This is a genomic window from Streptomyces seoulensis, from assembly GCF_022846655.1.
GTDB lineage: Bacteria > Actinomycetota > Actinomycetes > Streptomycetales > Streptomycetaceae > Streptomyces.
Window position 1 is genome coordinate 5,111,953 of record NZ_AP025667.1, and the last position, 19,375, is coordinate 5,131,327.

Below are 19,375 nucleotides of genomic sequence, written 5' to 3' on the forward strand. Positions count from 1 at the left end.
ACGGGGGCGGGCCGCTGTCGTGCGCGCGGTGTCAGCCGAGGACGACGATCTCCGCCGCGTCGAACTCCACCCCGACCTCGGCGCCGGTCTCGGGCGCGTCCCGCAGCGGGCAGGCCGCCTCCAGGTGCGGGGCGCCGCCCTGGGGCTGGAGCCGGAGCGCCACATGGGTGCCCCGGAAGGTGCGGGCGGTGACCGTGCAGGTCAGCCCCTCGTCGGCGGCCACGAGCCGTACCCCGGCGGGCCGCACCAGCAGCTCCCCGGCGCCCTGCGGCGAACCCTCGGGCACCGGCAGCTTGCCCCACGGGGTGTCGGCGGCCGTCCCGGTGACGCTCGCCGGGACCACGTTCTCGAAGCCGAGGAACCGCGCCACGAACGCGTCGGCGGGCCGGCGCCACACCTCCAGCGGGGTACCGGACTGCGCGATCCGTCCGTCCCGCATCACCACCACCCGGTCGGCCAGCGCGAACGCCTCGCCCTGGTCGTGGGTGACGGCGAGCACGGTGGTGCCCAGCCGGGTGAACAGTTCCCTCAGTTCGACCACCAGCCGCTCCCGCAGCGAGCGGTCCAACTGACCCAGCGGCTCGTCCAGCATGAGCAGCCTCGGCCGGGGTGCGAGCGCCCGCGCGAGGGCCACCCGCTGCTGCTCACCGCCGGAGAGCCCGGCCACCGCCCGCCGGGCCGAGCCGGGCAGTCCGACCAGCTCCAGCAACTCCCCGACCCGCTCGTCCCGTCGGCCCTTGGGCATGCCGTGCATCCGCAGTCCGAAGCCGACGTTGCCGCCCACGTCCCGCTGCGGGAAGAGCTGATGGTCCTGGAACATCAGGCCGACCCCGCGCCGGTGCGCGGGAACGCCCGCCTGGTCCCGGCTGTCGAGCGACACCCTTCCGGCGTCCAGCGGTTGCAGCCCCGCCACGCTCCGCAGCAGGGTCGACTTCCCGCTGCCGCTCGGCCCGAGCACGCACACCACCTCGTGCTCGGCGACATCGAGGTCCACCGCGTCGAGCACCGCACGCCCGCCGAGACGGACGGTCGCCGCCTCAAGACTCAGCAGCATCAGAACTCCCCCGTCCGGTCGGTGCGCAGCCGCTCCAGAACGAGGAGCGCGGCCGCGCAGACGACCATGAGAATCGTGGAAAGGGCCATCGCCTGGCCGTAGTTCAGCTCCCCCGGCCGGCTCAGCAGCCGGGCCACCGCCACCGGGAGCGTCGGGTCGTCGGGCCGGGCGATGAACACGGTCGCCCCGAACTCACCGAGCGACACCGCGAACGCGAACCCGGCGGCGACCAGCGACGCCCGCCGCACCAGCGGCAGATCGACCTCCCGCCACACCCGCCAGGGCGAAGCCCCGAGCACGGCCGCCGCCTCCCTGAGCCGGGTGTCCACCGCCCGCAGCACCGGCAGCATGGTCCGTACGACGAAGGGGGCGCCCACCAGCGCCTGGGCGAGCGGGACCAGGAACCAGGACTGGCGCAGGTCCAGCGGCGGCTCGTCCAGCGCGATCAGGAAGCCGAAGCCGACCGTCACCGCGGAGACGCCGAGCGGCAGCATCAGCAGCGCGTCGAACCCGCGCACCAGCCGCCCCGCGTCCCGGCGGGCCAGCGCGGCGGCGGCGAGACCGCCGACGGCCAGGGCGATGCCGGTGGCGGCGAACGCGTACTCCAGCGAGGTCCACACCGCGTGCAGCGGCGCGACCAGGAACGTACCGCCGTCGGCGTCGGTGAGCGCCTGGTAGTAGCCGAACCCGGGCGCGTCCAGCGAGCGGCGCACCAGCACGGCGAGCGGCAGCACCAGCAGCACCGCGACGGTGGCGAGCACCCCGCCGAGCAGCGCCCACTGTCCGGCGCCGCGCGGACGGCGGGCGGTGACGGAGGCGTCGACCAGGCGCAGCGCGCTCTCCCGGCGCCGTACCGTCCAGGCGTGCACGGCGAGGATCGCGCCGACCGCGGCGAACTGGACCAGGGTCAGGACGGCGGCCGTGGTCAGGTCGAAGACCTCGGAGGTCTGGCGGTAGATCTCCACCTCCAGGGTGGAGAAGGTGGGCCCGCCGAGGATCTGGACCACGCCGAAGGAGGTGAAGGTGAACAGGAAGACCATCAGCGCGGCGGCGGCCACGGCGGGCGCCAGCGCGGGCAGGGTGACCTGCCGCCAGGCGCGCAGCGGGGACGCGCCGAGCATCCGGGCGGCCTCCTCCTGCCGGGGGTCGAGCTGTCCCCACAGCCCGCCGACGGTACGGACGACGACGGCGTAGTTGAAGAAGACGTGCGCGAGCAGGATGGCCCACACCGTGGTGTCCAGGCGGACGCCCCACAGCTCGTCCAGCAGTCCGCCGTGGCCGACCAGCGCGAGGAACGCGGTGCCGACGACCACCGTGGGCAGCACGAACGGCACGGTGACCACGGCCCGCAGCACCTGCTTGCCGGGGAACTCCAGCCGGGCGAAGGCGTAGGCGGCGGGCAGCGCGAGCAGCAGGGTGAGCGCCGTGGAGGCGAGCGCCTGCCAGGTGGTGAACCACAGCACGTGCCGGATGTCGGGGCGGGCCAGCACCTCGGCGAAGCGCCCGAGGTGCCAGGTGCCGTCGGCCTTGAGCCCGCGCGCCGTGATCGCGGTGACGGGCCAGGCGAAGAACAGCGCGAAGAACGCGACGGGCAGGGCCATCAGCCCCAGCCGCGCCACGCTCCCGCGGCTTCGCCGTGCGGCTACTTCAGTACGAGCGACGTCCACGAGCTGACCCACTGGTCGCGGTTGGCGGCGATCCTCCCGGGCGCCATGGTCGCCGGGTCCTTGGCCGCGGGCCCGTACTCGGTGAACTCGGCGGGCACCTCGGCGCCCTTGATCACCGGGTACACGAACATGTTCATCGGCATGTCCTGCTGGAACTTCCTGGACAGCAGGAAGTCGAGGAACGCCTTGCCGCCCTCGGGGTTCTTCGCGTTCTTCAGCAGCCCGGCGAACTCGACCTGCCGGAAGCAGGTGCCCTCGGCGACACCGGTCGGGGCGGTCGTCGGCTTCTTCTTGGCGTAGATCACCTCGGCGGGCGGCGAGGAGGCGTACGACACGACCAGCGGCCGGTCACCGCCCGCCTTCTTGCCCTCGGAAGAGCCGGAGAACTCCTGGTAGTAGGCCTGCTCCCAGCCGTCGACGACCTTGACCCCGTTGGCCTTGAGCTTCTTCCAGTACCCCTCCCAGCCCTTGTCGCCGTAGGTCGCGGCGCTGCCGAGCAGGAAGCCGAGGCCGGGTGAGGAGGTGGCGGCGTTCTCGGTGACCAGGAGGTTCTTGTACTTCGGGTCGGCGAGGTCGGCGAAGGTGCGCGGCGGCTTCAGCTTGTGCTTGTCGAAGTACGCCTTGTCGTAGTTGACGCAGACGTCGCCGTGGTCGACGGGCGTGACCCGGTGCCCCGCGCGGTCGAGCTGGAAGGCGGGGTCGGCCTGGTCGAGGCCCTTGGCCGCGTACGGCTGGAAGAGGCCGTTGTCGAGGGCGCGGGAGAGCAGGGTGTTGTCGACGCCGAAGAAGACGTCGCCCTGGGGGTTGTCCTTGGTGAGGACCGCCTTGTTGACGGCCTGTCCGGCGTCGCCGTCCTTGAGGACGCGCAACCGGTAGCCGGACTGCTTCTCGAAGTCCGCGATCACGTTCTTGGACGCGGCCCACGAGTCGTGGCTGACGAGGGTCACGGTCTTGGTGTCCGCGGCCCCCTTGGTGTCGGTTGACCCGCACGCGGAGAGCGTGAGCAGGCCGAGGCCGACCGCCGCGGCCACGAAGGTCTTGGTGTGCACTGGTGGTCCTCCTGGGTGGGCCAGGAAGAGACGCGGCCCTGCCCGGACTCCGCGCGGGAGGCCGGGCAGGGCGCAACAGCTTGAGTGATGACCGAACTTCCTACCCAGAATGACCTGGGCGAGGTTCAGAGGGTCTGCGGCCTGGTTGCCGCACTCTCAGCGCTGTGGCGCTCCCCTGTCGGAATATGCAGATGTATGACCGTATGAAGTTGTGCTGACCGGCCCAGGTTACCGCTCGGTGGCGGCGAGCTGGCCACACGCCCCGTCGATCTCCTGACCGCGGGTGTCCCGGACGGTCACCGGCACGCCGTGCGCGGCGATGGCCTTCACGAACGCCTCCTCGTCCTCGGGACGCGAGGCGGTCCACTTGGAACCGGGGGTGGGGTTGAGCGGGATGAGGTTGACGTGCACGGGCCTGCCCTTGAGCAGCCGGCCGAGCCGGTCACCGCGCCACGCCTGGTCGTTGATGTCCCGGATCAGCGCGTACTCGATGGACAGCCGACGGCCCGACTTCTCCGCGTACTCGAACCCGGCGTCCAGGACCTCGCGCACCTTCCACCGCGTGTTCACGGGGACGAGGGTGTCGCGCAGTTCGTCGTCGGGGGCGTGCAGGGAGATCGCCAGCCGGCACTTGAAGCCCTCGTCGGCGAAGCGGTGGATGGCGGGGACCAGGCCGACGGTCGACACGGTGATGCCGCGCTGCGACAGGCCGAGGCCGTCGGGGGCGGGGTCGGTGAGGGCGCGGATGGCGCCGACGACGCGCTTGTAGTTGGCGAGCGGCTCGCCCATGCCCATGAAGACGATGTTGGACAGCCGGGCGGGCCCGCCGGGGACCTCTCCGTCCCGGAGCGCCCGCATCCCGTCCACGATCTGGTGCACGATCTCGGCGGTGGACAGGTTCCGGTCCAGCCCCGCCTGCCCGGTCGCGCAGAACGGGCAGTTCATGCCGCATCCGGCCTGCGAGCTGATGCACATGGTGACCCGGTCCGGGTACCGCATCAGCACGGACTCGACCAGCGTGCCGTCGAACAGCCGCCACAGCGTCTTACGGGTGGTGCCCTGGTCCGTGGACAGATGCCGGACCACCGACATCAGGTCCGGGAACAGCGCCTCCCGCAGCTTCTCCCGCGCACCGGCCGGGATGTCCGTCCAGTGCTCGGGGTCGTGCGTGTACCGCGCGAAGTAGTGCTGCGAGAGCTGCTTGGCACGAAACGGCTTCTCCCCCGCCTCGGCGACAGCGTCCTTCCGCTCCGCGGGCGAAAGGTCGGCGAGGTGCCGCGGCGGCTTCTTGGCTCCGCGGGGGGCGACGAATGTGAGTTCTCCGGGCTTGGGCATGGTGATACCAGTGTCTCAGATCGACTCGGGGTGCCCAGGCCGGAGCGGGGTGGGGGTGGTCACCCGTGGGTGGCGTCTGTCGGCGTTGGTCGACCTCGGACGGCCCAGGGACGGCCCAGGGGTGCGTGCTCTGGGGATGGGATGATCTCTCCGGAGGGGTGCGAGTGGACATGCTTGAGCTGATGGAGTGGCTGGCCGAGCGCGGAGTCACGACCGTCTTCAAGGTCGACGGTGACCGCATGGTTGAGCGACGGACGGCATGGATGGTCATCGTCAGCGGTGGGCCGCTCGGTGACGACTCGTTCTTCCGTGCCGACCTGGCCACGGCAGACGCATGCCTTGACTCGTTGCTCGCCCATCTGGAGAGCAAGGGACTGTCGCCGTTCACATGATCAGGATGTTCCCAGAAGCTGTTGCTGCCGCTCGCAGTTCCGGCGAGCCGGGCCTCCGGATCGATCTCGGAAAACGTCGTGGCAGCGATGTCACCGTGGGTTCAAATCCCACCGCCTCCGCTTGATGAGCAGTGAGAACGGCGCCCGACCAGGAACATCGGTCGGGCGCCTTCCTCATGCGCGGTGCCTTCTAATGACCGTGGTTCCCCGTGAGTTCCCGGTCTACCGGGCACGGATGGGGCACGGCTTCAGTCGCCCTGGAACCACAGATAGCTGCCTGGAGTGCCGGCGCACCGCTCCAGCAACCTTGCCAGGTCGTCCAAGGCACGGAGCTGACGCTCATCGGTGCACCGTTGCCGTAGATCGGGGATCTCACCGAGAGCAACGGCAGCCTCCTGCTCGTTCATCAGAGCATCCCCGTACGGATCTACGGCGGTCAGCCGCCCAGGCACTCCGAGCAGCCGTAGCAAGCCGATCGCATCCGCCAACGCGTCCCCGTGCCCGAACGAACTCTGTATCAGCGTCGCTCGGGACTTGCGCCAGTTACGCGTTGGCCGTGCTGAGTGCAGCTCCACGTCTATCCCCACGGGCTCATGATGCCTGCTACAGAGACTCAACCTCTGATCCGTAGCTCTAGCCAGCTCGGTCTAGGACGGTCATTCCGGTCGCTCCGAGGCCTCTGAGGGACGCCGATGGGCGGGGGCAGTTGTTGGGGTTGCGGTACCGCGCTGCTGTACGGCTTGCTTCGCTGCCAGGTTCCGGGCGTGAGCTTCACGTCGCAGCCGCCGTTCGTAGTCGGCGATCTGACGGGCAACGGGGACGCTGGTGGACGTTCGGATCAACCGCTCGTTTTCACGATCCACCAGGAAAGGACCGTTGCCCCCCAATCGAGGGCGCTGTCCCTGACCGTCCCAGACGGCTCCCCAGTAGAAGATCCACCCGAACGGCAAGGCCACCACGCGCAGGATCCGAAGGTCGTACTCGACGCAGCCCCGTGCGCCGTCGATCTCGGCAAGCACCAGTCTGCGCGCGTCCTCCTCGGTCAGCATCGCCCGATGATGGCATGGCGCCTTCACACGCCGGGACGTTTCACGCCTGGCGTACACCCGCTTTAGGAGCGAGGTTGGGTAGCTCCGGGCCTGACCTGTGGGTTTCCACCCGTGGAAGGGGTGGACCGATCGTGCCTTTGAGCACCGTAGTTCCCCCTGGGGGCCCGCCTGTTCTAGCACGAGAGTGGCACAGCGCCGGGCCCGTTTGACTAGCCAGTCAGATGTCCAGCCGCCGCGGATCACCGGGGACCGTCCGTATCCAGGAGCGCAGTTTCCAGCAGACTGCGATGGGCCCCACGAGCATGCAAAGCATCCACAGGCCCACGCTGGCGGGGGAGATCATGTAGTACTCCCACCGCTCCGGAAGCAGGGCTGGAAGTGCGATCGCCAGCACGAGGGAAAGCCACGTGCCTATCACCGTGAGTACGGCCTTAGACACGATTACCGCTCTCCGCATTGCATTCCCCGCCTTCGATGTTCTCCTTCGGCCGTAGATTACATCGCGATTTTTTGAGGTCTGGCCTCATCTTTATCAGGTCGATCACGGCCCGCCTGGGGGCTGGAGGGACCCCAGCCCTAGGACAACCTTCTGACTGCCAGGGGCCGCTCCCGTCCGGTCGTGTTCGTCGCTGTTGGTGTCAGCCGTTGGTGTCAGGCGTCAGACCTGTTCTTGACAGATCAGCCCCCTGTGGCGTCTTCCGGTGCCGCCGGCCCTGGGCCCGCCACGTCAGCGCGACGCCAGCCAGCATGAGCAGACTCTGGCCGTGGAAGGGCACCAGCCAAGTTGCCGTGAGGCTCGCAGCAATCAGCGACGTCCCAGCACCCCACACGCGAGGCTGTTTGACTCCCTTGCGCACCCAAGGGAATGCGATGCGCCCAGTCGTCATGGCCAACAAGCCGGTCACGGTTAGTGTCAAGGCCATCACGAGAATGAGCACAAGAACGACAGGCGACACAGGACCCTCCCCCGGCGCCTTCTCTAGGCACTCGCCGTAATGATCTCAGCGCTCCACGGGGGGCACAATGCCGTGAGCCTGACCGGTGTTCGCCGTGGTTCCCCGCTCGATCAGGCACGGTTGGGGCATGCCTTCTGATCCGTAGCTGCAGAGATCGGTCATCAGCGGTCATACAGGCTGCCTGAAGAGTGCTGATGGGTACTGCTGGGCGTAGTCCCTTCGATGGCATGCGGGAGCGGACTTCCTCGCGGAAGTGCACAGGCTTGTAGCCGAGTTCGGCAAGCCTGGCGTAGGTGCCGCCTGGCCCTGTGTCCTTCTGGGTGATCGCGGAGTCGGCGACCAGCGACATGGGCAGGTAGCTCGTTGCGAGCAGGACGGGCTTGCCATCAAGGACGAAGCGCCGACGCCGCACGCAGACCCGCTCGCCATCATCAAGGTCTAGAACGGCGCTGACGTGATCCGGCGCGACCTCTTCGCACACCGTGACCTGATCAACCTCAAGGGCACGATTCTCAGTGTCGGCGGACCAGATCGACCGGCCGCTGCCCCACTGCTTCTGGGACAACCGCTGAATGCCTCGACGACGAAGCGGCTTGAAGTCCCGGACGAACACGCCGGCACCCTTGCGGGCCTCGACTACACCCTCGTCGCGGAGCACGCTCAGCGCTTGCCGCGCAGTCATGCGGGCCACGCCGTGCGCGGCCATCAGCTCGTTCTCTCCCGGAAGCCGATCACCCGGACCGTACTCGCCCGACTGGATCGCCTCGCGCAGGGAGTCCGCGATCCGTTGGTACTTGGGCCGACGGTCATCGTCGGTGCTGGCCATTCGGGAGCCTCTCCTCCTTGATCGATGGAACTTCGTCAAGACGCTTCGACGTTTTGACGTCTTTTCCAGGTCTCTAGACAGCTTGGGCCATAGGTATGTCGGTCGCGCTATGCATGTAACCGCGATCCATCTCCGATACCGGCCCATGGTCGACATGGGCGCCGGCTGCGGTCTTCGGCAAGGGGAGATCGTGGGGCTGGCTGAGGACGCCCTCGACTTCGAGAACGGCACCGTGCACGTGGTCCGGCAGGTGAAGCTGATCCGCGGCAAGGCCGTGTTCGCCCCGCCGAAATGCAACAAGGAGCGTGACGTGCCGTTGCCGTCGTCGGTGGTCGACGCGTTACGTGCCCACATGGACCGATACACGCCAGTGGAGATCACGTTGCCGTGGCGGAAGCCTGACGGCCCGAAGGTATCGGCACGCCTGCTGTTCACGAACACCGCGAGCGGGTTGGTCTGGCGCAGCAACTTCAACATCCAGGAATGGAAGCCCGCGCTCGCCTCAGCCGGCCTGATCGCGGAAGCAGGGGACGACGGGAAGTACGCGTTCGCCCGCGAGCACGGGATGCACGCCCTGCGGCACTTCTATGCTTCGGTGCTCCTGGACGCCGGCGAGAGCATCAAGGCCGTGAGCGAGTACCTGGGCCACTCCGATCCGGGGCTGACGCTGCGGGTCTACGCGCACCTGATGCCGTCGAGTCAGGAACGCACCCGGAAGGCCGTGGACACGGTGCTGCTGCCCGCTCCTCGAACCTGACGGCCCAGAGACGGCCCGACGGCCCCGACCGAGCCCCCTGCCTGGCGCTAAACTCCCTGGTAGGGGGCTTGTTCGTGCCCGGCCACTGCAAGTTCTCCGGGCTTCGGCATAACCCTTCCAGTGTCGCAGATCAACACGGCCCGCCCAGGCCAGAGGCGGGTGTGCGCGGTCACCTCCGGGGGACGACTGCGGACGTATCCACCTCCGGAGCACCCTCGTCGGCCCGACCGGAGCAGCAGCCGCCGGCCGGGGCGGGGGCGGCGCTCTTGCCCAGGGTGCCGGCGTCGGCCTTGACCACGTAGACCTCCCAGGGCTCCTTGCCGGGGCCGTGGACCCACACCTTGTCCTGGAGGGCGTAGCAGCAGGAGGTGTCGCGCTCCTCGAAGGCGGCCAGGCCGGCTTCCTTCAGCCGTCCGGTCGCCGCGGAGACCTGGTCGGTGGAGTCGACCTCGACGCCGAGGTGGTCCAGGCGGGTGTCCTGTCCGGGCTCGCCTTCGATCAGGACGAGCTTGAGCGGCGGTTCGGTGATCGCGAAGTTGGCGTAGCCGTCGCGCCGCTTCGCCGGTTCGACGCCGAACAGCTTCGAGTAGAAGTCGACCGACGCTTCGAGGTCGCTGACGCGGAGGGCGAGCTGGACGCGAGACATGGCGGTGCTCCCATCGACTTGCATTGACATCTGTCGATGCAACATTGCGCCCTGCATAGAAGCCTGTCAATATCGAAGCATGTCGAAGCAAGAGCCTGCCGTGTCGGACCGGACCTCCGGGGACGATGACTGCTGCCCGGGACTGCTGACCGCTCCCCTGGGCGAGGACCAGGCGGTCGAGTTGGCGAAGGTGTTCAAGGCACTGGGGGACCCGGTCAGGCTGCGGCTGCTGTCGCTGATCGCTTCGAGGGCGGGCGGGGAGGTCTGCGTCTGTGACCTGACTCCGGCGTTCGACCTGTCCCAGCCGACCATCTCCCATCACCTCAAGCTGCTGCGCCAGGCCGGCCTCATCGACTGCGAGCGGCGCGGCACCTGGGTCTACTACTGGTCGCTGCCGGAGACGACCGACCGTCTCGCGGGCATCCTCACCCGCCCGAGCGGCGAGCCCCTGCCCCTCCACGCGGAGACCGCCGGAGCGTCGTCGTGAGCATGAGCGCACCTGACCGGAACGTGGCCGGACGCCTGTCGTTCCTGGACCGTCATCTGGCGCTGTGGATCCTCGCCGCGATGGTGGCCGGGCTCGGCCTGGGGCGCCTGGTGCCCGGGCTCGGGGACACGCTGGCGACGGTGACCGTGAGCGGGGTGTCCCTGCCGATCGCGGCGGGCCTGCTCGTGATGATGTACCCGGTGCTGGCCAAGGTCCGCTACGACCGCCTCGACACCGTCACCCGGGACCGCCGGCTCCTGTTGCCCTCGCTGCTGCTGAACTGGATCGTCGGCCCCGCGCTCATGTTCGCCCTGGCCTGGCTGTTCCTGCCGGACCTGCCCGAGTACCGCACCGGCCTGATCATCGTCGGCCTCGCCCGCTGCATCGCCATGGTCGTCATCTGGAACGACCTCGCCTGCGGAGACCGCGAGGCCGCCGCCGTCCTGGTCGCCCTGAACTCCGTGTTCCAGGTGATCGCGTTCTCGGCCCTCGGCTGGTTCTACCTGAGCTTCCTGCCCGGCCTGCTCGGCCTGGCGCAGAGCGGACTGGACGTCTCGGTCTGGGAGATCGCCCGCAGCGTGCTGATCTTCCTGGGCATCCCGCTCGCGGCCGGCTACCTCACCCGCCGCATCGGCGAGAGGACCAGGGGCCGCACCTGGTACGAGTCGAAGCTGATCCCGCGCGTCGGCCCCTTCGCCCTCTACGGACTGCTGTTCACCGTCGTCATCCTCTTCGCCCTCCAAGGCGACGCCATCACGTCCAAGCCCCTCGACGTGGCCCGCATCGCCCTGCCGCTGCTGGTCTACTTCGCGCTCATGTGGTCCGGCTCCATGGTTCTCGGCCGGGCCGTGGGCCTGGACCACCCGCGTGCGACCACGCTCGCCTTCACCGCCGCGGGCAACAACTTCGAGCTGGCCATCGCCGTCGCCATCGCCACCTACGGCGCCACCTCCGGCCAGGCCCTCGCCGGCGTCGTCGGCCCGCTCATCGAGGTACCCGTACTGATCGGCCTCGTCCACGTCGCGCTGTACGCCCGCCGCTACTTCACCCCCGCCACGCCCGCAGCCCTGGAAGACCCCGCCCATGTCTGACACCGCCCTGCCCACGGTGCTGTTCGTCTGCGTCCACAACGCCGGACGCTCCCAGATGGCCGCCGCCTTCCTCACCCACCTCGCGGGGGACCGCGTCCAGGTCCGCTCCGCGGGCTCCGCACCGGCGGACACCGTCAACCCGGCCGTGGTCGCGGCACTCGCCGAGGTCGGCATCGACATCTCGGCCGAGGTCCCCAAGGTGCTCACCGTCGAGGCGGTCCGAGGCTCCGACGTCGTCATCACCATGGGCTGCGGGGACACCTGCCCGGTCTTCCCGGGCAAGCGCTACCTCGACTGGCGCCTCACCGACCCCGCCGGCCAGGGCATCGACGCCGTCCGCCCCATCCGTGACGAGATCGAACACCGCGTCCGCGACCTCATCGAGGAGATCGCCCCGGCGGTACGGCGGTGACACCCCCGGCCGGAGTGCGCCTCGGTCCCATGGGCCCGGAGCACGCGGCCCAGGTCCTGGAGATCTACCGACTCGGCATCGACGAAGGCGACGCCACCTTCGAGACGGCCGCCCCCACCTGGGACCGGTTCGACGCCGCCAGGCTGCCCGGCCACCGGCACGTCGCACTCGACGACACGGGCACCGTGCTCGGCTGGGTCGCCGTGGCGCCCGTCACGGACGGCTGCGCGTACGCCGGCGTCGTCGAGCACTCGGTGTACGTCCGTCCCGGCGCACGTGGCCGGGGGATCGCCGCCGCACTCCTGCGCGAACTGATCACGTCGACCGAGGCAGCGGGCATCTGGACGATCCAGTCCGGCGTCTTCCCGGAGAACTCCGCCAGCCTCGCCCTGCACCGGTCCGCCGGATTCCGCGTCATCGGCACACGCGAACGCATCGGCAAGCTCCACGGCGTATGGCGTGACGTCATCCTGATCGAGCGGCGGAGCACGTCCGCCGGAACGTCGTAGGAAAGGTGGGCGCGCAGTCGCCCCGCGCGAACGCCGACGGGCCCCGCCCTCGAAGTGAGAGCGGGGCCCGTCGGCGTGTCCGGGGTCAGGACCCCACGAACGCCACCATCAGCAGCCACACCACGGGTGCCGTCGGCAGGAGGGAGTCCAGGCGGTCCATGATTCCTCCGTGGCCGGGGAGGAGGGTGCCCATGTCCTTGATGCCGAGGTCACGCTTGATCATGGACTCGCCGAGGTCGCCCAGCGTGGCGCTGGCCGCGACCGCGAGGCCCAGGATCAGGCCCTGCCACCAGGCGCCGTCGTCGATCAGGAACTGCATGCACAGCGCGCCCGCGACCATGGCGAAGGCCACCGCGCCCAGCAGACCCTCGCGGGTCTTGCCGGGGCTGATGCGCGGAGCGAGCTTGTGCTTGCCGAAGCGCCAGCCCACCGCGTACGCGCCGGTGTCGCTGACGACGGTGAGGAGCAGGAACGTCAGCACCCGCCAGGCACCGTCGTCGGCGGTGAGCATCATCGCCACGAACGTCGCCAGGAACGGGACGTAGAACGCGGCGAAGACGCCGGCCGTGACGTCCTTCAGGTAACCCTCCGGCGGCTGTGTCATCCGCCAGACCAGGACCGCGAGCGCGGTGAGCGCCATGGCGACCCAGGCACCCTCGGGGCCGCGCGCGTAACCGGCGACCACCATGGCCGCCCCGCCCACCGCGAGCGGCACCAGCGGTGCCTTGATCCCCTTGCGCTCCTGGAGCCGACTGGTCAGCTCCCACAGCCCGACGACCACCGCGACCGCGACCACACCGACGAAGACGGCCTTGACGACGAACAGCGAGGCGATGATCACCACGCCGAGTCCGACGCCGACGCCTATGGCCGCGCTCAGATCACGGCCCGCGGTCTTCTTCGGCGCGGGTACCGGCTGCGGGGAGTCGGGCATCGGGTCGTCGTCCTGGTCTCCGCCATACGCGGGTACGTCGGGCACGCTGGGCATGGGGCGAGTCTGCTGCGCCTCGGGCGCATCGTAGGCGGGACCCGCCGGGGCAGCCCCCTGGACAGGCCCACCCGCGGTGGGCCCCCAGTACCCGGCCTGCCCCGCCTGCGGCGGCGCCCCCCAGGAAGAGTCGCTCATCAGACTTCGAGCAGCTCCGCTTCCTTGTGCTTGAGAAGCTCGTCCACCTGCGCCACGTACTTGGCGGTCAGGTCGTCGAGCTCCTTCTCGGCGCGGCGGCCCTCGTCCTCGCCGACCTCGCCGTCCTTGATCAGCTTGTCGATGGCGTCCTTGGCCTTGCGGCGCACGGAGCGGATCGAGACCTTGGCGTCCTCGGCCTTGTGCTTGGCGACCTTGATGTAGTCGCGGCGGCGCTCCTCGGTCAGCTCGGGGAACACCACACGGATGATGTTGCCGTCATTGCTGGGGTTGACGCCCAGGTCCGAGTCACGGATCGCCTGCTCGATGTTGCGCAGCGCGCTCTTGTCGAACGGGGTGACCACGGCCATGCGCGGCTCCGGCACGGAGAACGAGGCCAGCTGGTTGATCGGCGTCGGGGCACCGTAGTAGTCGGCCACGATCTTGTTGAACATCGCCGGGTGCGCACGGCCGGTGCGGATCGCGGCGAAGTCCTCCTTGGCGACCACGACGGCCTTCTCCATCTTCTCCTCGGCTTCGAGGAGGGTCTCTTCGATCACCACTTGCTCCTGCGTGTCTTGAGTGAGGCCCGGCTGCGATCCCCGATCGGGCGGCGGCCGGCTGCGTCGCGTCTGCTTCCTGCACGGTTCCCGACCGGCAGGACATTGTCCATCCCCCGGCCGGGGCGCGTCCCGTCCTTGCCCCGGACAAGGTCGCGCCCGTAAGGCGGGGTCGCCGGTCAGTCCCGGCTGCCCTGGTCACCCACGAGTGTGCCGATCTTCTCACCCTTGACGGCCCGGGCGATATTGCCCTCCGCCAGGAGCTCGAACACGAGGATCGGCAGGCTGTTGTCGCGGCACAGGGTGACGGCGGTGGCGTCGGCGACCTTGAGGTCGCGGGTGATGACCTCGCCGTAGCCGAGCGCGTCGAACTTGACGGCGTCCGGGTTGGTCTTGGGGTCGGCGTCGTAGACCCCGTCCACACCGTTCTTGCCCATGAGCAGCGCCTCGGCGTCGATCTCCAGGGCGCGCTGGGCGGCGGTGGTGTCGGTGGAGAAGTACGGCATGCCCATGCCGGCGCCGAAGATGACCACGCGGCCCTTCTCCAGGTGGCGCACGGCGCGCAGCGGGATGTACGGCTCGGCGACCTGGCCCATGGTGATGGCGGTCTGCACGCGGCTGTCGATGCCCTCCTTCTCCAGGAAGTCCTGGAGGGCGAGGCAGTTCATCACGGTGCCGAGCATGCCCATGTAGTCGGAGCGGGCGCGGTCCATGCCGCGCTGCTGCAGCTCGGCGCCGCGGAAGAAGTTGCCGCCGCCGATCACGACCGCGATCTCGGCGCCGTCACGCACGACGGCGGCGATCTCGCGGGCGATCTTGTGCACCACGTCCGGGTCGACGCCGAGGCCACCGCCGCCGGAGAAGGCCTCTCCGGACAGCTTCAGCAGAAACCGGCCGCGCACTTTGCCGTCGTCGCTCTTCTGAGCCTTGGTGGTCATGGAGATCCCGCCTCTTTCACGTGTTGCACATACGAAGAAGGCCATTGCCGATGGGGTCGTTTCCAGCTCCCATGCGCGGCAATGGCCTCCTCGTCAGATCTGCTGCCGTCCGCCACTTGCTCACGGACGGCGGTCTGCGCGGACGACTGCTGTCGACCCTATCGGGGTCGCGCGTCGATCGCGGTACGGACTCAGATGCCGACCTTGATGCGCGAGAAGCGCGTCAGGGTGACACCGGCCTCGTCCAGCACCTTCTGGACCGACTTCTTGTTGTCCAGGGCGTACGGCTGACCGAGCACCGTGGCGTCCTTGAAGAAGCCGTTGAGACGACCCTCGACGATCTTGGCGATCGCGGCCTCGGGCTTGCCCTCGGCGCGGGTGGTCTCCTCGGCGATGCGACGCTCGGACTCGACGACGTCGGCCGGCACGTCCTCCTTGGAGAGGTACTTCGGCGCGAACGCGGCGATGTGCTGGGCGATGCCCTTGGCGACCTCGGCGTTGGGCTTGTCCAGCTCGACGAGGACACCGATCTGCGGGGGCAGGTCGGGCATCGTGCGGTGCATGTACGCGGAGACGTAGCCGTCGGTGAACTGCGCGAAGCGGTCCAGGACGATCTTCTCGCCGAGGTTGGCGTTGGCCTCGTCCACGAACGCCTGGACGGTCTTGCCGGGCTCGATCTCGGAGGCGAGGAGCGCCTCGATGTCGGCCGGGGAGGTCTTGACGACGTGCTCGGCGATGGCGTTGGCCACGGCCTGGAACTTGTCGCCCTTGGCGACGAAGTCCGTCTCGCACTTCAGCTCGACCAGGACACCGGCGGAGTTGTCGTCGGCGATGATGGAGACCACGGCGCCGTTCTCGGCGGAGCGGCCCTCACGCTTGGCGACGCCCTTCTGGCCCTTGATGCGCAGCGCCTCGACGGCCTTGTCGACGTTGCCCTCGGCCTCGTCCAGCGCCTTCTTGCAGTCCATCATGCCGGCGCCGGTGAGCTCACGGAGCTTCTTGACGTCGGCGGCGGTGTAGTTCGCCATGAGTCTGTGAGTCTTTCTGGAAGTCTTGGGAGATCGGAGATCCGCATGGGCCCGCGATCGGCTTGCGGCCGGTCGCGGGCGTCATGTCGGCCTACGGGTGACGGGCGGGGGCGGGGTTCATGCCGCCCCCACCGTCAGCGCCGGTGTCAGGCCTGCTCGGCCTCGGGGGCGGCCTCAACCTCGGCGGCAGCCTCTTCGACGGCCTCGGAGACCGGGGCGTCGGGGGCCGGCGACTCGGCGGCGATCTCGACGGCCTCGGCGGCCTCGTCGGCCTTCTTCTCGCCCTCGAGCAGGTCGCGCTCCCACTCGGCCAGCGGCTCGGCCGCGGCCTTCTCGCCCTTGTCACCGGTGGCGACGCGCGAGCGGGAGATGAGGCCCTCGGCGACGGCGTCGGCGATCACGCGGGTGAGCAGGGTGACGGAGCGGATCGCGTCGTCGTTGCCCGGGATCTTGTAGTCGACCTCGTCGGGGTCACAGTTGGTGTCGAGGATGGCGACGACCGGGATGTTGAGCTTCCGGGCCTCGCCGACCGCGATGTGCTCCTTCTTGGTGTCCACGATCCAGACGGCGCTGGGCACCTTCTGCATCTCGCGGATACCACCGAGGGTCTTCTCGAGCTTGGCCTTCTCGCGGGAGAGGACCAGCAGCTCCTTCTTGGTCAGACCGGAGGCGGCGACGTCCTCGAAGTCGATCTGCTCGAGCTCCTTGAGGCGCTGCAGACGCTTGTAGACGGTCGAGAAGTTGGTGAGCATGCCGCCCAGCCAGCGCTGGTTGACGTAGGGCATGCCGACGCGGGTGGCCTGCTCCGCGATGGCCTCCTGCGCCTGCTTCTTCGTGCCGACGAACATGACCGTGCCGCCGTGGGCGACGGTCTCCTTGACGAACTCGTAGGCGCGGTCGATGTACGACAGCGACTGGAGCAGGTCGATGATGTAGATGCCGTTGCGCTCGGTGAAGATGAAGCGCTTCATCTTCGGGTTCCAGCGACGGGTCTGGTGACCGAAGTGGACGCCGCTCTCCAGCAGCTCCCGCATCGTGACGACGGCCATGGCCATCTCCTTGAGATTCTCGGTTGTGCCGCGTCCGCCGGACGGCGGTCGCGCCTGACGCCCGCGGTGCGCCGTGCCGCGAAGGACCGAGGGGCGCTTGTACGAACCCTGTGAGGGGCCTCGTACCGGGGCGTGCGAAGTCGACCCGGTGACCCGGATCGCCAGAAGAAGTGTACGGGACGGCCGGGGTACCGGGTGACGCCGCTGTCCACAACCGGCCGGTTGTCCACAGATCCCGCCATGATCGGCCGGCGCGCGGCAGGGTTTCCGCATGCGACGACTGGTGCGATACGTGATGACCTGGACAATCGGCCCAATTCTGCCACTTGCTCTGGCCCTTGCCCTGCTTACCCCTCTGGCCTGGGCGGACCCGCCGTCCGGAGAACCGCCCGGGAAGCGGGTGCCCGCCCTCGCCCGCGTCTGGCCGGTGGGGGTGCGTCCGGCGGTGCTGCGGGGCTGGGAGCCGCCCGCCACCGTGTATGCCGCCGGGCACCGGGGCGTGGACCTCGCGGCGCCACCGGGCGCCCCGGTGCGGGCGGTGGCGGCGGGCCGGGTGTCGTTCGCGGGGCGGGTGGCGGGCCGGGGCGTGGTCGCGGTGCGGCTGGCGGGCACCTCGCTGCGGACGACGTACGAGCCGGTGCGCGCCGGAGTGACGGAGGGGGCGGAGGTACGGGCCGGGGAGGTGGTCGGGACGGTGGAGGGCACCGGGTCGCACTGTCCTGGCACGTGTGTGCACTGGGGCCTGCTGGACGGCGGGACCTATCTGAATCCGCTGGCCCTGCTGCCACCGTGGCTACTCGTCCGGGGTCCGTCCCGGCTCCTGCCGGTGCTGGGTGTTCCGGTGCCGCCCGGCTGAGCGGTCTCAGCCCCGGACGCCGCGCAGGGCCATGGCGACCGCCGCCTCGGTGATCGTCTCCGGCTCCTCGGCCGCGCCGAGCTCGATACGGCGCACGGCCGCGTCCACGACGCCCTGGAGCAGCATCGCGGCGAGCCGTGGCTGCTCGTGCCCGAGTCCGGCCAGCGCCTCGACGATCATCGCCACGAGCCCGCCGTGCGCGGCGCGGATCTTCTCCCGCGCCCCGGCGTCGAGTTCGCTCGCGGAGATCGCCACGACGGCCCGGTGCCTGCGGTCCCCGACCAGGGCGAGCTGCCGGCGCACATACGCCTCGACCTTGCCCTCGGCGGCGGGCTCCCGCGTCATCGCCGCCTCGACCTCCGCCGCCCAGACGGGGAAGTCGACCTCGCACAGCTCCTCGACCACGGCTGCCCGCGACCGGAAGTACTCGTACACCGACGACCTGGCCAGGCCCGTGCGCTCCGCCAGCGCGGGGAAGGTCAGCGCCTCCGTCCCGCCCTCGGACAGCAGGGTCCGGGCCGCGTCCAGCAGGGCGGCTCGCTGCATCGACCGGTGCTCGGCCACGGAGGCCGCTCGAATCCTTGGCACGCCCCCACTTTACGGACCGCCCGCCGGACCCGGCAGGAGGTCAGCGTCCGAAGCTCGCCAGCTTGGCCCTGAGCTGGAGCACCGACTTGGTGTGGATCTGGCTGACCCGGCTCTCGGTGACACCGAGGACGTTGCCGATCTCGGCGAGGGTGAGGCCCTCGTAGTAGTACAGCGTGACCACGGTCTTCTCGCGGTCGGGCAGGGTGTTGATGGCCCGCGCCAGGAAGCGGCGCAGCTCGCGGTCCTCGGCCACCTCGACGGGGTTGTCGGCGGCGGTGTCCTCCAGGGTGTCCATGAGGCTGAGCCGGCCGCCGCCCTCGCCGCCGACGTGCAGCAGCTCCTCCAGCGCGACGACGTTGGCCAGGGACAACTGGCTGAAGACCGCGTGCAGCTCCTCGACCTCCACGCCCAGCTCGGCGGCGACCTCCTGCTCGCTGGGGGTGCGCCGCAGCTTCGCCTCCAGCGTGGCGTAGGCCCGCTCGTAGTTGCGTGCCTTCTGCCGGACCGAGCGGGGGATCCAGTCCAGCGCCCGCAGCTCGTCGATCATGGCGCCGCGGATCCGGGTGATCGCGTACGTCTCGAACTTGATCTCGCGGTCGATGTCGAACTTCTCGATCGCGTCGATGAGCCCGAACACGCCGGAGGAGACGAAGTCGGCCTGCTCCACATTGGGCGGCAGGCCGACACTCACCCGGCCCGCCACGTACTTGACGAGCGGCGAGTAGTGCAGGATCAACTGCTCCCGGAGGCGCTCGTCCCCCGTCGCCTTGTACGACCGCCACAGCTCGTCGAGCGTCGAGGGAGCGGGCGGCCGCACGCTGCCGCCGTCGCGGGCGGCTGGGGGGGCCGCCGCCCGGTCGGAGCCGGAGGTGTGCTGGGGCATTCGTCGCCTAGTGCCGTTCTGCCGTGAAGTGCCGTGCCGTGGGTGGGGGAAGCGGGGTAGTGGCTGGACGCCGGGTCGTCGGTGGGGCGCGGGCCGCAGCGGGGCGGTGCGGGTCGGCGG

The 19,375-nt window shown here is 69.7% G+C and carries 21 protein-coding genes and 1 pseudogene; 7 read left to right on the forward strand and 15 right to left on the reverse strand.

Annotated features, from left to right (window positions below; all coding sequences use genetic code 11):
- Positions 1 to 31: 31 nt before the first annotated feature.
- The 4 genes from HEK131_RS23440 to rlmN all read right to left on the reverse strand — a co-directional run bounded on the left by HEK131_RS23440 (position 32) and on the right by rlmN (position 5,105).
- A complete protein-coding gene (locus HEK131_RS23440) occupies positions 32 to 1,054 on the reverse strand; it encodes an ABC transporter ATP-binding protein (RefSeq protein ID WP_244336921.1) in 1,023 nt (340 codons plus the stop codon).
- A complete protein-coding gene (locus tag HEK131_RS23445; RefSeq protein WP_244452128.1) occupies positions 1,054 to 2,655 on the reverse strand; it encodes an ABC transporter permease in 1,602 nt (533 codons plus the stop codon). Before HEK131_RS23445 ends, HEK131_RS23440 begins: the two co-directional genes overlap by 1 nt.
- 41 nt (positions 2,656 to 2,696) lie before the next feature.
- Entirely contained in the window at positions 2,697 to 3,770 is a 1,074-nt protein-coding gene (locus HEK131_RS23450; RefSeq protein ID WP_244336922.1) for a thiamine ABC transporter substrate-binding protein, read from the reverse strand.
- Between the two features lie 228 nt (positions 3,771 to 3,998).
- Complete coding sequence (rlmN, locus tag HEK131_RS23455; RefSeq protein ID WP_217464820.1) at positions 3,999 to 5,105, reverse strand: 23S rRNA (adenine(2503)-C(2))-methyltransferase RlmN; 1,107 nt, start codon at positions 5,103 to 5,105, stop codon at positions 3,999 to 4,001.
- A 170-nt stretch (positions 5,106 to 5,275) separates the two neighbouring features.
- On the opposite strand from rlmN, the gene HEK131_RS23460 reads away from it, so the two are divergent.
- Positions 5,276 to 5,497 (forward strand): hypothetical protein, encoded by a 222-nt coding sequence (locus HEK131_RS23460; protein WP_244336923.1) that lies wholly within the window; start codon positions 5,276 to 5,278, stop codon positions 5,495 to 5,497.
- 248 nt (positions 5,498 to 5,745) lie between these two features.
- Here the strand turns inward: HEK131_RS23460 and HEK131_RS23465 are convergent, their stop codons facing one another.
- The 3 genes and pseudogenes from HEK131_RS23465 to HEK131_RS23475 form a co-directional block, all read right to left on the reverse strand.
- On the reverse strand, positions 5,746 to 5,904 hold the full coding sequence (locus HEK131_RS23465; protein WP_244336924.1) for a hypothetical protein: 159 nt from the start codon (positions 5,902 to 5,904) through the stop codon (positions 5,746 to 5,748).
- Positions 5,905 to 6,153: 249 nt separating this feature from the next.
- Positions 6,154 to 6,546, reverse strand: a complete 393-nt coding sequence (locus HEK131_RS23470) for a hypothetical protein (RefSeq protein WP_244336925.1) — start codon at positions 6,544 to 6,546, stop codon at positions 6,154 to 6,156.
- A 1,173-nt stretch (positions 6,547 to 7,719) separates the two neighbouring features.
- Positions 7,720 to 8,328: pseudogene (locus HEK131_RS23475) on the reverse strand (GntR family transcriptional regulator); the annotation flags it as partial.
- 145 nt (positions 8,329 to 8,473) lie between these two features.
- On the opposite strand from HEK131_RS23475, the gene HEK131_RS23480 reads away from it, so the two are divergent.
- Positions 8,474 to 9,085: a tyrosine-type recombinase/integrase gene (locus HEK131_RS23480; RefSeq protein ID WP_432215670.1), complete on the forward strand. Its 612-nt coding sequence runs from the start codon at positions 8,474 to 8,476 to the stop codon at positions 9,083 to 9,085.
- Positions 9,086 to 9,254: 169 nt separating this feature from the next.
- On the opposite strand, the gene HEK131_RS23485 is transcribed toward HEK131_RS23480, so the two are convergent.
- Entirely contained in the window at positions 9,255 to 9,731 is a 477-nt protein-coding gene (locus HEK131_RS23485; protein WP_244336926.1) for an ArsI/CadI family heavy metal resistance metalloenzyme, read from the reverse strand.
- Between the two features lie 79 nt (positions 9,732 to 9,810).
- Here HEK131_RS23485 and HEK131_RS23490 point away from each other — a divergent pair, with 79 nt between their 5' ends.
- From HEK131_RS23490 to HEK131_RS23505, 4 genes are read left to right on the forward strand one after another with little or no spacing between them, the layout of a single operon-like run.
- Positions 9,811 to 10,218, forward strand: coding sequence for an ArsR/SmtB family transcription factor (locus HEK131_RS23490; RefSeq protein WP_244336927.1), 408 nt, complete (start codon positions 9,811 to 9,813; stop codon positions 10,216 to 10,218).
- 2 nt (positions 10,219 to 10,220) lie between these two features.
- Entirely contained in the window at positions 10,221 to 11,309 is a 1,089-nt protein-coding gene (gene arsB, locus HEK131_RS23495) for an ACR3 family arsenite efflux transporter (protein ID WP_244336928.1), read from the forward strand.
- Positions 11,302 to 11,721, forward strand: a complete 420-nt coding sequence (locus tag HEK131_RS23500) for an arsenate reductase ArsC (RefSeq protein ID WP_244336929.1) — start codon at positions 11,302 to 11,304, stop codon at positions 11,719 to 11,721. Before arsB ends, HEK131_RS23500 begins: the two co-directional genes overlap by 8 nt.
- Positions 11,722 to 11,750: 29 nt before the next feature.
- Positions 11,751 to 12,230, forward strand: coding sequence for a GNAT family N-acetyltransferase (locus HEK131_RS23505; RefSeq protein ID WP_244336930.1), 480 nt, complete (start codon positions 11,751 to 11,753; stop codon positions 12,228 to 12,230).
- An 85-nt stretch (positions 12,231 to 12,315) separates the two neighbouring features.
- Here HEK131_RS23505 and HEK131_RS23510 read toward each other — a convergent pair whose 3' ends face one another.
- From HEK131_RS23510 to rpsB, 5 genes are all read right to left on the reverse strand, one after another.
- Positions 12,316 to 13,356: a phosphatidate cytidylyltransferase gene (locus HEK131_RS23510; protein ID WP_217464810.1), complete on the reverse strand. Its 1,041-nt coding sequence runs from the start codon at positions 13,354 to 13,356 to the stop codon at positions 12,316 to 12,318.
- On the reverse strand, positions 13,356 to 13,913 hold the full coding sequence (gene frr, locus HEK131_RS23515; protein ID WP_026248385.1) for a ribosome recycling factor: 558 nt from the start codon (positions 13,911 to 13,913) through the stop codon (positions 13,356 to 13,358). The genes HEK131_RS23510 and frr overlap by 1 nt, the downstream gene beginning before the upstream one ends.
- Positions 13,914 to 14,092: 179 nt before the next feature.
- Complete coding sequence (gene pyrH, locus HEK131_RS23520; protein ID WP_161150331.1) at positions 14,093 to 14,851, reverse strand: UMP kinase; 759 nt, start codon at positions 14,849 to 14,851, stop codon at positions 14,093 to 14,095.
- Between the two features lie 191 nt (positions 14,852 to 15,042).
- Entirely contained in the window at positions 15,043 to 15,879 is an 837-nt protein-coding gene (tsf, locus tag HEK131_RS23525; protein ID WP_217464809.1) for a translation elongation factor Ts, read from the reverse strand.
- A 146-nt stretch (positions 15,880 to 16,025) separates the two neighbouring features.
- Positions 16,026 to 16,928, reverse strand: a complete 903-nt coding sequence (gene rpsB, locus HEK131_RS23530) for a 30S ribosomal protein S2 (protein ID WP_161150329.1) — start codon at positions 16,926 to 16,928, stop codon at positions 16,026 to 16,028.
- 295 nt (positions 16,929 to 17,223) lie between these two features.
- Here rpsB and HEK131_RS23535 point away from each other — a divergent pair, with 295 nt between their 5' ends.
- Entirely contained in the window at positions 17,224 to 17,784 is a 561-nt protein-coding gene (locus HEK131_RS23535) for a murein hydrolase activator EnvC family protein (RefSeq protein ID WP_432215671.1), read from the forward strand.
- 6 nt (positions 17,785 to 17,790) lie between these two features.
- Here the strand turns inward: HEK131_RS23535 and HEK131_RS23540 are convergent, their stop codons facing one another.
- Positions 17,791 to 18,348: a TetR/AcrR family transcriptional regulator gene (locus HEK131_RS23540; protein ID WP_244452129.1), complete on the reverse strand. Its 558-nt coding sequence runs from the start codon at positions 18,346 to 18,348 to the stop codon at positions 17,791 to 17,793.
- 64 nt (positions 18,349 to 18,412) lie between these two features.
- Positions 18,413 to 19,255, reverse strand: coding sequence for an RNA polymerase sigma factor WhiG (gene whiG / locus HEK131_RS23545; RefSeq protein WP_217464808.1), 843 nt, complete (start codon positions 19,253 to 19,255; stop codon positions 18,413 to 18,415).
- Positions 19,256 to 19,375: the final 120 nt, after the last annotated feature.

What these genes read in the sequence shown, in the direction of transcription:
- HEK131_RS23440 (WP_244336921.1), bottom strand. Translation starts at nt 1,054, where the DNA reads ATGCTGCTGAGTCTTGAGGCGGCGACCGTCCGTCTCGGCGGGCGTGCG.
- HEK131_RS23445 (WP_244452128.1), bottom strand. Translation starts at nt 2,655, where the DNA reads ATGGCCCTGCCCGTCGCGTTCTTCGCGCTGTTCTTCGCCTGGCCCGTC.
- rlmN (WP_217464820.1), bottom strand. Translation starts at nt 5,105, where the DNA reads ATGCCCAAGCCCGGAGAACTCACATTCGTCGCCCCCCGCGGAGCCAAG.
- HEK131_RS23460 (WP_244336923.1), top strand. Translation starts at nt 5,276, where the DNA reads ATGCTTGAGCTGATGGAGTGGCTGGCCGAGCGCGGAGTCACGACCGTC.
- HEK131_RS23465 (WP_244336924.1), bottom strand. Translation starts at nt 5,904, where the DNA reads ATGAACGAGCAGGAGGCTGCCGTTGCTCTCGGTGAGATCCCCGATCTA.
- HEK131_RS23470 (WP_244336925.1), bottom strand. Translation starts at nt 6,546, where the DNA reads ATGCTGACCGAGGAGGACGCGCGCAGACTGGTGCTTGCCGAGATCGAC.
- HEK131_RS23480 (WP_432215670.1), top strand. Translation starts at nt 8,474, where the DNA reads ATGGTCGACATGGGCGCCGGCTGCGGTCTTCGGCAAGGGGAGATCGTG.
- HEK131_RS23485 (WP_244336926.1), bottom strand. Translation starts at nt 9,731, where the DNA reads ATGTCTCGCGTCCAGCTCGCCCTCCGCGTCAGCGACCTCGAAGCGTCG.
- HEK131_RS23490 (WP_244336927.1), top strand. Translation starts at nt 9,811, where the DNA reads ATGTCGAAGCAAGAGCCTGCCGTGTCGGACCGGACCTCCGGGGACGAT.
- arsB (WP_244336928.1), top strand. Translation starts at nt 10,221, where the DNA reads ATGAGCGCACCTGACCGGAACGTGGCCGGACGCCTGTCGTTCCTGGAC.
- HEK131_RS23500 (WP_244336929.1), top strand. Translation starts at nt 11,302, where the DNA reads ATGTCTGACACCGCCCTGCCCACGGTGCTGTTCGTCTGCGTCCACAAC.
- HEK131_RS23505 (WP_244336930.1), top strand. Translation starts at nt 11,751, where the DNA reads ATGGGCCCGGAGCACGCGGCCCAGGTCCTGGAGATCTACCGACTCGGC.
- HEK131_RS23510 (WP_217464810.1), bottom strand. Translation starts at nt 13,356, where the DNA reads ATGAGCGACTCTTCCTGGGGGGCGCCGCCGCAGGCGGGGCAGGCCGGG.
- pyrH (WP_161150331.1), bottom strand. Translation starts at nt 14,851, where the DNA reads ATGACCACCAAGGCTCAGAAGAGCGACGACGGCAAAGTGCGCGGCCGG.
- tsf (WP_217464809.1), bottom strand. Translation starts at nt 15,879, where the DNA reads ATGGCGAACTACACCGCCGCCGACGTCAAGAAGCTCCGTGAGCTCACC.
- rpsB (WP_161150329.1), bottom strand. Translation starts at nt 16,928, where the DNA reads ATGGCCGTCGTCACGATGCGGGAGCTGCTGGAGAGCGGCGTCCACTTC.
- HEK131_RS23535 (WP_432215671.1), top strand. Translation starts at nt 17,224, where the DNA reads ATGACCTGGACAATCGGCCCAATTCTGCCACTTGCTCTGGCCCTTGCC.
- whiG (WP_217464808.1), bottom strand. Translation starts at nt 19,255, where the DNA reads ATGCCCCAGCACACCTCCGGCTCCGACCGGGCGGCGGCCCCCCCAGCC.